This is a genomic window from uncultured Veillonella sp. (assembly GCF_963534045.1).
GTDB lineage: Bacteria > Bacillota > Negativicutes > Veillonellales > Veillonellaceae > Veillonella.
On sequence record NZ_CAUSQT010000015.1, the window covers coordinates 23,120 to 36,647 of the forward strand.

At 42.7% G+C, this 13,528-nt stretch carries 8 protein-coding genes; 3 read left to right on the top strand and 5 right to left on the bottom strand.

Features of this window, described 5'->3' with window-relative positions; genetic code table 11:
• Positions 1-5: 5 nt before the first annotated feature.
• The 5 genes from RYP29_RS04115 to RYP29_RS04135 all read right to left on the bottom strand — a co-directional run bounded on the left by RYP29_RS04115 (position 6) and on the right by RYP29_RS04135 (position 5,810).
• The gene (locus tag RYP29_RS04115; protein ID WP_311532383.1) at positions 6-1,133 is read right to left on the bottom strand and encodes a glycosyltransferase family 1 protein; all 1,128 of its coding nucleotides are present in this window, start codon (positions 1,131-1,133) and stop codon (positions 6-8) included.
• 61 nt (positions 1,134-1,194) lie between these two features.
• Positions 1,195-1,953 carry a glycosyltransferase family 2 protein gene (locus RYP29_RS04120; protein WP_311532381.1) on the bottom strand — a complete coding sequence of 253 codons (759 nt, stop codon included), beginning with the start codon at positions 1,951-1,953 and terminating at the stop codon, positions 1,195-1,197.
• An 11-nt stretch (positions 1,954-1,964) separates the two neighbouring features.
• Positions 1,965-3,899, bottom strand: coding sequence for a sulfatase-like hydrolase/transferase (locus RYP29_RS04125; protein ID WP_311532380.1), 1,935 nt, complete (start codon positions 3,897-3,899; stop codon positions 1,965-1,967).
• 115 nt (positions 3,900-4,014) lie between these two features.
• The gene (locus RYP29_RS04130; protein ID WP_311532379.1) at positions 4,015-5,052 is read right to left on the bottom strand and encodes a hypothetical protein; all 1,038 of its coding nucleotides are present in this window, start codon (positions 5,050-5,052) and stop codon (positions 4,015-4,017) included.
• A 158-nt stretch (positions 5,053-5,210) separates the two neighbouring features.
• Entirely contained in the window at positions 5,211-5,810 is a 600-nt protein-coding gene (locus RYP29_RS04135) for a class I SAM-dependent methyltransferase (RefSeq protein ID WP_311532378.1), read from the bottom strand.
• Positions 5,811-6,288: 478 nt separating this feature from the next.
• Here RYP29_RS04135 and RYP29_RS04140 point away from each other — a divergent pair, with 478 nt between their 5' ends.
• The 3 genes from RYP29_RS04140 (at position 6,289) to RYP29_RS04150 (ending at position 12,539) form a co-directional block, all read left to right on the top strand.
• Entirely contained in the window at positions 6,289-7,638 is a 1,350-nt protein-coding gene (locus tag RYP29_RS04140) for a hemolysin family protein (protein WP_301834717.1), read from the top strand.
• A 777-nt stretch (positions 7,639-8,415) separates the two neighbouring features.
• A complete protein-coding gene (locus tag RYP29_RS04145; protein WP_311532374.1) occupies positions 8,416-9,480 on the top strand; it encodes an efflux RND transporter periplasmic adaptor subunit in 1,065 nt (354 codons plus the stop codon).
• Positions 9,477-12,539, top strand: a complete 3,063-nt coding sequence (locus RYP29_RS04150) for an efflux RND transporter permease subunit (RefSeq protein WP_311532372.1) — start codon at positions 9,477-9,479, stop codon at positions 12,537-12,539. The genes RYP29_RS04145 and RYP29_RS04150 overlap by 4 nt, the downstream gene beginning before the upstream one ends.
• Positions 12,540-13,528: the final 989 nt, after the last annotated feature.

Sequence of the window (13,528 nt, forward strand, 5' to 3'; positions counted from 1 at the left end):
TTGTTCTATACATTAATAATCGAATCCATCATCCGTTTATGTCCAAAGTCTTCATTGGCTTGTACCAAACCCGCCTCATATATGTCTGGATATTCAATCATTTTGTTTACGAATTGTTCTAATCCAGCACGAATCGTATCCACCGAGGATATGTCTAAGCTTTCACCAACATGATAATCGCGCAGCACCTCAGGATTGATTTCAGGTGATACCAAGGCCGGTTTATAGAACCCAATAGCCGTGTAGAGCATAGCGCTCCAGTGATAGCGATACCGCTCGGCACCGTATGGCATCAAGATGGCATCTACATCGAGTAGAGCCTTGTCCCAATCGGGTCCGATAAGGTTCGCATGTAGGAATGAAAGCCCTAGCACATCCTTGTATTCGTCAGCGATGGCATCAAATAATTCGCCGTCCTCAGGTTTTGCCGTTGCCCCTTGTACCAAGAGTTCTACGGGACCTGTAAAGGTAGCTGTTTTAAAAGCATCCAATAATGGGATAATATTTTTTTCCTTGCGGAACTGACCGAAAAAGCCAAGACGAAGCGGCGTATGTGTAGAGAAGGTTGGTGTTTCGCCTGTGGATGGCGTAAACACAGGAGGTAAGATAGGACGGACGCGCGGTAGATCACTGCGCAGCATATCGTCGCGCAAGGTAATGACATCTAGGTAAATATTCGGATATCGATTGGCACGTTCCGCTTGTTTCAAGAACCGTACGTTTTCACCCTTGCCAATGCCATGGAAAATAAAGTGAACTGGTACCTTTGCATGTTTTAAAGGCGTATCCAATAGTGCTTTTATATAGCGATACGTGGAGGTAGGAATGATTAAAGCATCACAATGATGTTCCTCTAATTTCTTGGCAGCGGAAGTAAACCATGCGCGGCGGCGGCGTTCGCGTAATATAGATAAGAACGGCTTTTTCCATTTCGATGCACCTGCATAGGTCACTACCTCTCCGCCCTCAAGATAGATAACGTCAACGCCATAATCAACCTTAAAGGTAAAATTCTCCGGCACCATCAATATCGGTTCATGACCTTGGCGTTTTAATTCATTGATGATCATCCGGTCAAATTCTACCTCATGACCAGCAGGCATAATGATGCTTTCTAAAATGGCTACGCGCATTGTGGTCCTTCCTTTCTCTACTAACACTCATCTGTTATCTAGAATCTATTATCTAGATCTGTTATAGTTTCCCATTGGATTTCAATAAATAATATAGCTTTACGTACTTAATCATGGTATAGAAATAATGGTTCACGGAAAGGATAAATCCCATTTTTCCATCTAAAAAACCTCTATCTAAAATGTACACCTTGAAAAAAGCCCAGCTTGGACGGATAAGAATATCCTTTACAAAGGAACAGGATTTTCCGTTTTCCTTATATTTCTTAGCCGCCAATGTCGTATAATTATTGAATTTATTGAAATACTGATGCCAATTATCGTAAGTATAATGATACATTTTGCCATGTAATTTAGCCTCAGGATAGGTGCTGGATATAGTTTCATGTACAAAGCCTTCTATATTCGTACCCTCTTTTGGCATAAATCGCAACACGTAATCAGGTCGCAACACACCATGAGTGGCCTTATTGTGATGGAACACATTGGACCGTTCAATCCAGTATGCTTTTTTCTCATTCTTAGCCAGCACATCTTGTACTTCTCGTTGTAATTCTGGCGAAATGCGTTCATCTGCATCGAGGAAGAAAATCCATTCGGACCGAGCCTCTTCGACAGCAAAGCGTCGTTGTTGAGACCAATCGCCATTCATAGCATGATGTACGACGCGGGCCCCCATAGATTCAGCAATCTCTACCGTTTTATCCGTGCTGCCGTCATCGATAAGAAGCACCTCATCAGCAAATTGTGCAGATGCGATACAGTCTTTCATATGTTGTTCTTCATTTTTAACCAAAATAATGACCGTTACTGTTGCCATGTATGTCTCCCCTATTGGATACTATCCCCATGTTTTAACCGCCAAGCCGTTAATTCTCGCATGGTTTTCATAACGTTAGCATATGCTTGCGGCATTTTCTCATCTTCTACATATATGCCAGTCTTATCCATCCACAAACGATGATTAAACACGAACGGACCTTGATTAAATAGACTTGGCACCATAGCCTCATAGGTTTGCCCTGTACGTCCTACAAGTTCAGCTAATGTTGGAATGATTTGAATACTCATGCCAAATGCATCTTGTGAAAGCCATTCTTTTTTGATGCCTTGACCGTAGAAAATAATCGGAATCGTGGATGCTACCTTAGGACCTTCCTCATGAGCGAAGGTAAAGCGTTCGCTATGGTCACCGGTGATGACGAATAGAGCTGTTGGATCAACTTGTTCCTCTTTGCTAATAAATTCACCCATCACATGGTCTGCATACCAAATATGCCCCATTTCGTTGATTTGCTTATCCGTATTCGCAATGGAATCTGGCAAGTTCTTACGAACCTTATCCGCATCATAGCCTTCCTTAGCCACATTTACACTATATGGTGGATGATTTGACGTTGTCATGATGACGTTGATGATCTTTTCGCCACGATGTTTGTCCATGTACGCATTGATGGCCTTGAACATATCTCCATCGGCTACGCCCCAAGCGTTTTCTTCATCGCTCGGCATTTCCGATGCATCATGAAATTCATCAAATCCTTGTTCCAACGCAAAGTTCTTAACATTTTGCCATGTGCTGAACCCGCCGTACCAAAATACGGTTTTGTAACCGAGTTTTTTCATGACCGGTCCAATACCAAGGCCATACGGTTCTTGTAACAAGCCAACATTATAATTTGGATACATCCCCGTATCCGGCATGCCCGTCAACAACCCGATAATGGCCGGCATCGTACCCGTTCCTTGGGCCAAGGCCATTTGTGTACCCATTGCCTGAGGATTGGCTGCGTATTTGCGACCTTGCTCTACAAGGTAAGCACCAGGGTCATTGAATTCAGTAAGGAACGGCCATAAGCCATAGGATTCACCGAGAATGATATTAATAGATTGCGGTTGTTGCTGTAATCGCTCTGTTGTTATCGTTTTTGTGAAAGCTTCATCAAATCGTGTACTGCTAGGATTACCGCCAATGGATTGGATTTTTTCATGTAATTCAGCAGGCGTTAAATGAATATCCTCTAATTCTGAGGTCCGTTTCGCAATGGACTTTACACGGTATAATGCTTGTGCATCATCCAAGATGGTTTCATTTAATAGATTAGAATTAAGGCGCGCTGCGCTTTCCCAGTTAATGGAATTCGTGTAACCAAAGGCTCCACCAAAGCGGAAAAATACGAATAACACGCCAAATCCAACAAAACTGAGGATTCCCGTAATCCATTTACTATGCTTAGTGCTAGGTGTCCATTGAATGGTTTTCGTATTGAGGACTTTCACCAACAGCCAAGTCAAACCAATGCTCAGCGCAATACCACCAATTAAAAATGGAATAGCATGGTATTCATTGATACCCGTATTGATAATGGCATGAATATCGTCATGTTTGCCATTGATAAGCATCGCATTATACGAAGAATTGAATATGGTATAAAACGGGATGCGCCCCATAAAGAGCAATGTAAATAGAATCGTAACAAGGCCGTACCAAACCTTACGCACGCCTTGGGCCTTCCATTTGGACCATATGATAGATGGCACTGTGCCAAAGAGCAATCCTACGAGCACAATGGATCCAACCGTTTTCAAACTCAATCGGAAACCGAGCCACAAGGACATCAAAATGTCGCTCATCGTAGCCGTATCCAATTGGGACTGAAAAATGACTAAAAATACAATTCTAAAGAGTGTAAACAAGATAGAAAAGAACAAAAAAGCCTTTATCTCTTGTTGAATTCCCTGTATCCAATTCAACCAACGATTCATACCATTCCCCAACTTTATATACTATATTTCCTACACCGCGGTCCCTTGCACCGCTTACATTTTCCACAGCCCTTATCCGTAGTTTTCTGGCCGTGGTCATCTGTGAAATCTACGGTTAGTCCTTTTTTGTGGACTTTTTGGATTCTTTCTTCAAGGCTTTTTCTAATTTCTTAGCCTTTTTATCCTTCTTAGCATCCTTATTTTTCTTATCTTTTTTAGAATCCTTGTCCTTCTTACTTTTTTGGGACTCTTTATCCTTCTTGGACTTCTTAGATTCCTTTACTAATTCGGACTCTTTCTTAGACTGCTTGTCTTTTTTGTCCTTCTTTGTATCTTTGTCTTTCTTTTTATCTTTCTTTTTCTTATCTTTTTTAGCGTTTTTTCCTGAAAGCTTCGCCCATTCTTCTTCCACGCGTTTCAGTTGTTTTTTGATAAGCTTATCGATTTCCTTTTGTTGTTTGGTTTTAGTTGTATCATCACCAGATTGTTTGGAGTACAACAAAGAATTCACCATATCATAAGGATCTAAGGACGTGCGAATATCTCTGTCTAATACGCTTTCATCATCAAAATCGTCCTCATCGTCATCAAATTCATCGTCATTGACGTCATTACGATTAGATGTAGTTTTCTTATTTGTTGAATTTTCATCAACATAAACATCGTCTTGATCATCGATAGGATATTCCTTGACAAGGTCAATATCCTTCATGTTACTATCGCTATCTTTCTTATTAATTAAATAATCCTTAGCCATTTCAATATTTTCGAGCTCAGTATCTATATCTTGTAACTTAATTTGCTCCATCGCATAATCTAAGTTGTCTTGATTCGTTGCTCCATAGCCCATCGGTTTATCAAAGGAAAGAACATCACCAAACAAATCGCGTTCCAAGCTTTCATAAGAATTAAGCATACTCATGCGGTCCTGAACAACCTCAATTTGATTCCACAATTCCATCAAATTCGCCGTATATTGCATGCGTTCCTTAACCTCTAAATAGGCTTGGTAAATAACAGACAATTCTTTTTCGTTAAGACCTTCCTCAGCACCGATTTCTTCAATCATTTGCTGAATCTCTTGATCACGATTATAACGCTCTACTAAGGCACTGCGAATTTCTTCAATAAGACTTGCTGACACGCGTTCCATACGTTCCTCCTTTATGGTATATACTCAGCCCTAATCACTACGATTAATCATTACGAATCAATACATACCATGGTGAATAGAAAAATAAATTTTTATACTCTCTAATCTATTATTATATCAGAAAATATGCGGATTTTCTGCGTGTTTTAGTGAAAGTACTAAAACATATTCACCCTATACACTAATATGCGTTCTTTTTCATCATTTTCTTGAAATAAATCCCCACACTGTATGGCTTCTTCTGCTTCGAGGCGCACGTGGTTATTTAGAAAGTTTTCCACTTCTTCATTAACATAATAAAAGAATAGTAGAATTTCTCTTGGATGATGATATAAAGAATCAAATATATTACCTAATACGCGTTTAATGGTATGCAGTGCAAAGGGGTTAAAGAAAAAGCATCGATCTGCGTTATCTGGCAATATAAAGGTAGCTGCATCTCCGAGGATAAAAGATACACGGTTCTTGGCAGCTTGGCTTTCACCATTTACGATAGCACGTTCATACAAACGTTCATCGTATTCGATACCGATGGAATGGCACCGCATCTGATTAGCCATAAATATGCTAACGCGCCCCTTGCCACTGCCGTAATCAATGAGGGTATTTTGTTTCGTAATATAACCACTATTGGCAAGGCGTTCAAGAACACAATAATCCGTTGGCTCATATGGATGATGCTCTGCATCCGAACGGCTATCATCACGGCCTGTGGTTTTAATCTGTAACACTTGTTCCCATTCCTGTTCGCTTGTCATCGTATCCTGCTCCCTATTACTTATATACATGTACATTATAGTTTTATTAATGTTCTTATGAATCATTGTATACATAGATTGCATCATTTACAAACGTTAAATAATCATGTAATATAATATATGACAAAGGAAGTCAATGTGTGACACATTTTCACGCAAACGAAAAAGGAGGGGGGCAGCCCTCCTTTTTCTGTGCTAGTTACTGACGAAAATATCTATCTAGCCACTTGCAGATGTAGTGACAGGTTACACCTGCTATGATAGACACTATTAAGGAAGTCAAAGTGTCAAACACATTTTCACCCCCTTTCTGTTACCAGTATGGGGCAGTAACACCTATAGTATACAACAAAAGCACCTTTCATGGGTGCTTTTGTTGTATTTACCATATATGATTCGAATATGATATACTAAAGAGTAATATTTCAATTTTTCTCATGTGCAGAATTGTATCTCATAAAAAGGAGTATTTACTTACATGGACAGTGATCTGACCTTAGATTTTATAATTATCGTCATTTTAATCATCGCGAACGGCATTTTTTCTATGACCGAGCTCGCTATCGTCAATGCCAAGAAGCGCCGCCTCGAGGAGATGGCCGAATCTGGCAATGAGCGCGCCAAGAAGGCCTTTGAGTTGGCGGAGAATCCGAACGAGATGTTCTCTACCATCCAAATAGGCATCACCCTCGTCGGCATTTTGACTGGTTTGTATTCCGGTGCTACCTTTTCCGCGCCGTTAGAGGACGTTTTGGTGAAAGCCTTCCCTAGTATCGCTCCTTATGCGGCTTCTATTAGTTCTTTCTTAATCGTTTCCATCATCACCTATTTGTCCCTTGTCATCGGTGAATTGGTGCCAAAACGCCTAGCTATCAACAGCCCTGAGGCAATTGCCGTTGTTGTTTCCAAGCCAATTTACTGGCTTTCACAAGCATTAAAACCAATCGTACTATTCCTCGGCGTATCCACGGATTTTCTATTGAAAATATTGGGCGTCACTGTGAAAGAAGAAGCGCCTGTAACGGAATCGGAAATCAACAAAATGCTCACCGAAGGCGTAGCCATGGGGGCCTTTGAGGAAGAGGAACCAATCCTCGTGGAAAATATTTTCCACTTAGCAGACATGAATGCTGGCGATGTCATGACACCGCGGACGCAGCTCAAATGGATTGACTTGAACTCATCCGAAGAAGAAATAATGGAAGTCCTAAAAACGGCGAACCAATATCGCATTCCGGTAGGTGAAGACTCGCTCGACGAATTGCGCGGCGTGGTCAATGTAACCGATGTGATGGTCCAATGCTTACAAGGCGAAAAATCCTTGCATCATGTCATCCATTCTTGTCTGAAAGAACCATTGCTCGTGCCTGAGTCCATTTCCCTTATGAAATTGCTCAATACATTGCGTAACGAAGGCGTTCACGAAACCATCGTCCTCGACGAATACGGCGGCTTTAGCGGCCTCGTTACCTTACACGATATCATGGAAGAAATCGTAGGCCTCATGCCATCCGGCGAAGAAGAACGCCAAGAAGAAGAAAACCGCATCGTTGAACGCGAAGACGGCACTTGGCTCGTAGATGGCCTACTCGACGTAGACGAATTCAAAGAATTCTTCCACATCGACAAAGAACTTCCTCGCGAAGAAGACGACCTCTACAAAACACTGGGCGGCCTCATGAACCTACTATTCGGTAGAATCCCACGCGAAGGCGACAAAACCAGCTGGGACGGATACACATTCGAAATCGTGGATATGGATAATACTCGGATAGACAAAATTTTGGTTAGTTATGTTGAACCAGTTGTGGAACAAACAGAAGAATAAAGATTGAAGAGAGAACCCCTCCTGAAAGACGACACGCTACTGCGCTACGCGGAGCCCGAAGTCGTTTTCAGGAGGGGTTCTATCTTCTTCTATTCTACGTTTGTTGCACAACTTGGTTAACATAATCTATTGCGGATAGACAAGCCGGGTCTGACTCCGGCCTACGGCCTCCGCAGGGCCGACGCAGGGTGTGAGCTAACAAAGGAGCGTAGCGACGTATGGGAGCCACACATCGCTAATCCAGAGGCGTAAGATTTTCCATCAGAAAATCCACAGCATCTGGGAAAGTCGTTTTTGGAAGTCTATTTTTTTATCACTAATATCCTATGATCCTACGTGCTCAAATTTTCATTTCTACTGTAATTCGCACAACTTGTTTCAACACAATCTATGAAAGAGACACGCTACGCGGAGCCCAACGCAGGGTGTGAGCTAACAGAGGAGCGCAGCGACGCATGGAAACTACACAACCTAAATTCTTCCACGAAGGTCCCCTCCTCCTAATATTAGAAAATATATATGTTAATGAGTTACCTAATTCAGATCTACAGTAGAAAGGTGTACCTTGTCCCAAAACGACTTCGGGCTCCGCGAAGCGCAGTAGCGTGTCGGATTTGGGACAAGGTACACCGTTGTAGTTAATTAACATATATATTTTCTAATATACTTATAGAATTTTTATCTAAAGTGTAGTATTATTTAATTGTATAAAATATATATTTCGTAGTAGTTATTGCTTTCACAATAACCTCTATTATGTGTGTGAAGGAGGGGATTATGAATCGTAGTGTATTGGGTTTGACTACGGCGCTGTTGATGAGTGCACTAATCATCGGCGGTTGTGGGTCGAATCAAGATGATCATGATACGAGTCTCAAGGTGCGGACGATTACGATTGGCGAAGAAGCTGGCACGACGAGTGCTGGGTATTCGGGAACTATTAAGAATCGGACAGAAACGAATTTGGCGTTCCAGATTGGCGGCCGCGTGATTAACAAGTTTGTCAGTGTTGGTACTGCTGTGCAGGCCGGACAGGTGATTGCTCAGATTAATGGCGCTGACACGGCGAGTCAGGTGCAAAATGCACAAGGTGCTGTTACAGCGGCGCAATCGGCCTATGATTTAGCCAGTACGAATGCTGAAAGATACCGCGCTTTGTACGCTGAGCAGGCTATCAGTAAATTACAATTGGATCAAGCTGAAAATCAACTAAATGCGGCGAAAGCTCAGTTGCAACAAGCCCAAGCAGGTCTCAATTTGAGTAACAATCAAAATAGTTATACTACTTTGGTTGCTCCAGACAGCGGTATTATCACGGCCCTCAATGTCGAGGCCGGTCAGGTCGTGGCAGCAGGCCAGGCTATAGGTACCTTGGCGGCCGGTCACGAACCTGAGGCAGTCATCGCTTTGCCAGAGCAAGAAATGAGTAAGATTCATCCAGGCAGCACAGCCACCATTAGTTTTTGGGCTTTGCCTGATGTGAAAGTACAAGGTATTGTCCGTGAAATTTCACCGGTTCCAGACCCTGTGGCGCGGACATATACGGTCAAAATCACATTACAAAATCCTCCAAAAGAGGTGCAGCTCGGTATGACCATCAATGCCATCCTCAATCAAACGGATACAACGGATATCTCCATACCGTTGACGGCGTTGGTGAAAGACAAACAAGGTAATAACGCAGTGTATATCATTCGAGACAAGAAAGCACATCTCGTTCCTATTCAAACCGGCGAATTTGGTAATAATTCGGTTATTGTTAAAAATGGTCTCGCTAAAGGGGATATCGTCATCACCGCAGGTACTCAACAATTACAAGAAGGAACGGCGGTGCATGAATGAAGAAGTTTAACTTAGCCGATTGGGCATTACGCCATAAATCCATTATCTACTACTTCATTGCCGTACTCCTCACCTTTGGTATATTCTCGTTCACCCACATGGGACGCATGGAAGATCCTGACTTTACGATGCGTACCATGGTTGTGGGCGTATCTTGGCCCGGTGCTTCACCACAACAAATGTCGGATCAAGTAACGGATAAGCTCGAAGAAAAACTACGAGATTTGCCAGGTGTGGATTATACTAAATCTTTCACCGACGGCAGCAAATCTGTTATTTATATCAATCTGAAAGAAGATTTACCGTCTAACAAAATTCGTCCCGCCTGGGAAGAAGCGCGGAATATGATCAATGACGAATGGAAATCCTTGCCATCCGGTGTGCAAGGTCCATCTATCAATGATCGATTCGATGATGTATACGGCACCATTTACGCGCTTTCAGGTGATGAATTCTCATACGAAGAGAAACGGCAACAAGCGGAAGATTTAAAACGGCAGCTCTTGTCCGTTCCGAATGTTAAAAAGATTACCCTCATCGGTGTGCAAGAAAAGTCCTTAGATGTAACGATTAACAAGGACAAGCTCGCATCGTATCAGGTGAGCACCCAACAATTATTGACGGCCCTCAAACAGCAAAGCGCCATGGTGCCAGCGGGCATGGTCAATACGGATACGAATAATGTATATTTACGCATCAACGGCGTCTTTGATAGCGTCGATGCTGTCAAAAATATGCCGGTTCGCATCAATAACCAAACGATTCGCCTCGGCGATATTGCGGACGTAACGATGACCTATAAAGACCCATCTAGTCCTCAGTTCTACTATGAAGGCAAGCCGGCCATTGGCATCGCCATTTCCATGGATGCTGGTGCGAATAACATCGAATTTGGTAAGGCCATCGATACGAAACTGAAAGAGCTAAAAACGACGATTCCTGCAGGTTTAAGCCTCGACCAAGTGTCGAATCAGCCGCACATCGTTAAGGAATCCATCGGCGATTTCTCCCAATCTTTATTCGAAGCCATTGCCATCGTATTGCTCGTCAGCTTTGCATCCCTTGGCATTCGTACGGGCATCGTGGTGGCCCTTACCATTCCGGTCGTAGTGTCCACCACCTTTGTACTGATGTATGAAAATGGAATTTATTTGCATAAGGTTAGCCTTGGCGCCCTCATCTTGGCACTGGGTCTGCTCGTTGATGACGCCATCATCGTCGTGGAAATGATGAGTGTTAAACTCGAAGAGGGATTTAACCACTGGCGCGCTGCTACGTTCGCCTACGAATCAACGGCCTTTCCGATGCTGTCCGGCACGCTCATTACCTGTGCGGGGTTCTTGCCTCTCGCCTTGGCGGAGGGCATGGTTGCGGAATTCACCAAATCCCTGTCCATCGTTGTCTTTATGGCTCTTATCCTATCCTGGATTGCGTCCGTTCTGGTCAGTCCGGTCTTGGGCTATAAAATCATCGAAAACAAGGCCGAGAAACCCGAGTCGGAATGGACTCGCCGCGATCATATCATGCATCGTCTGAAAACTGTTTTTTATGCTCGTTTTGAAAGCCTCCTTCACTGGGCACTGGGTCATCATAAGGCCGTATTACTCCTAACATTAGGGGCTTTCATCCTATCCTTGCTTTCATTCCCGCTCATCAAACAGGAATTTTTCCCATCGTCGACGCGGAATGAAATCATCGTATCTATGCAATTTCCTCAAAGCTCGTCTATCGATTATACCCAAAGCCAAGCTAAATCGTTGGATGCTTTGTTAAAGGATAACGAACATATCGACCATTTCACAACCTATGTAGGCGAAGGGTCGCCGCGGTTTGTATTGACATTAGAACCGGAATTGCCGCGTGCTAATTTCATGCAAACCATCATCGTTACAAAATCCCTAGAGGATCGAGATGCGTTATTCAAAGATTTACAAGATCAATTAAACGATCAATATCCATCGGCACTCATCAACATGCAATTTGTTCAAATTGGACCACCTTCTAAATATCCTGTTATGCTTCGCGTATCAGGACCTAATGCGTCTGAGGTTAAAACGATTGCAAATGATGTGAAAGCCAAGATGCAGGAGGATAAGGATTTACATAATATCGCCTTCGATTGGCCAGATACAGAGCCAGTTGCTCAAATTCACATCGATCCAGATAAAGCGCGTTTACTTGGCGTTAATAGCTACGCCGTATCGCTTCATCTACAAAGTCTATTATCTGGCACAAAATCCGGTGAATATTACGAAGGAAACCAAACCATTCCTGTTACTTTCAGATTGGGCGGCAATGAAAACCACAATTTGGCAGCCCTTTCATCATTACCAATCCAAACAGGAAATGGTTCCTATGTACCGCTCAGCCAAATCGCAACGATTTCTATGAGCCAAGAAGAAGGCATTATTTGGCACCGCAACATGATGCCAACCATTAGCATTCATGCTAATGTAGGCCCTGGCGTGCTCGGCAATGCTAAGACGAAGGAAATCTACAAGAACCTTGAAGAATACCGTCAAAACTTGCCAACCGGCTATACCATCGACCTCGATGGTTCTGCTGAAAAGAGCGTCACCGCCGTTCAAAAATTGCTCGTGCCAATGCCAATCATGCTCTTTGCGATCATGACGATTCTCATGTTCCAATTAAAGAGAATTGCCCTCATGTTTATGGCCCTATTTACGGCTCCGCTTGGACTCATCGGTGTTGTACTGGCCCTAAACATTACGCGTACACCACTTGGATTTATGGCTATACTTGGCATCATTGCCCTCTCCGGTATGATCATTCGTAACTCCATCATCCTGTTGGACCAAATCGAAATCCACCGCGCCGAAGGACAATCTGCCCGCGAAGCCATCATCAACTCCGCTACATTGCGTTTCAGACCAATCATGCTAACCGCCATAGCGGCCATCCTTGGTATGATACCACTCATGGGATCCGTATTCTGGAGCCCGCTCGCCATCGCATTCAGCGGCGGCCTACTCGTAGCAACCATACTAACACTTATCGTACTACCAGTTATGTACGCAACATGGTATAAGGTAAAATAAATAAGTTGCAATGTATTCACGCAACAAAAAACAGCAGGGTGGCAGCCCTGCTGTTTTATATTGCCTTACATACATATCCCATTTTAAAATAGAACAGGCCTGTTCTATTTCTTAGGAGTACCATACATACCTTTTTAAATTAGTACACGCCTGTTCTATTTTTTAAGAGCACCATTTATACCCTTATAAAATTAGAACACGCCTATTCTATTTCTTAGTAGCACCATACATACCTTTCTTAAATTAGAACACGCCTGTTCTATTTCCCAGGAGCACTATACATACCTTTTTTTAAATAGAACACGCCTGTTCTATTTATCAGGAGCCCTATACATACCCTTTTTTAATTAGAACACGCCTATTCTATTTTTTAGGACACCATATATACCGTCCTTTAATTAGTACCCGCCTGTTCTATTTATCAGGAGCCCTATACATACCTTTCTTAAATTAGTACACGCCTGTTCTATTTCTTAGGAGCACCATACATACCTTTTTTAAATTAGAACACGCCTGTTCTATTTCTTAGAAGCACCATACATACCTTTCTTAAATTAGAACACGCCTATTCTAATTTTTAAGAGCCCCATTATTGCACACTAAAAGGCAGCAGATCACAAAATCTGCTGCCTTTTTCTAATTTAGACTGTTGTATTTAATAAGAAAAGCTGAGCATGACTTTCATGCGACTTTACCTTCACTGTGGATTTCATTTCATAAAATCTTACGTTCAGGACTAAGTGATGTGTGGGCCTCATGCGTTGCTTTGCTCCTCTGCTGCCTCACACCCTACTTATGGCCCTTCTCACCCAGACCCAGCCGGTGGAAGTTTTAAGCAAAATAGGATAAGTAGTGTTTCCGAACGACTTTTGGGTAGGCCTTTAGGCCGTATAGCCAATGGAGTGAGGAGACACTACTTATCCTATTAATTTTGATTAAACTACAACGGCCGTCCCATTACATGTCACCATAAGCATGCCATTTTGAGC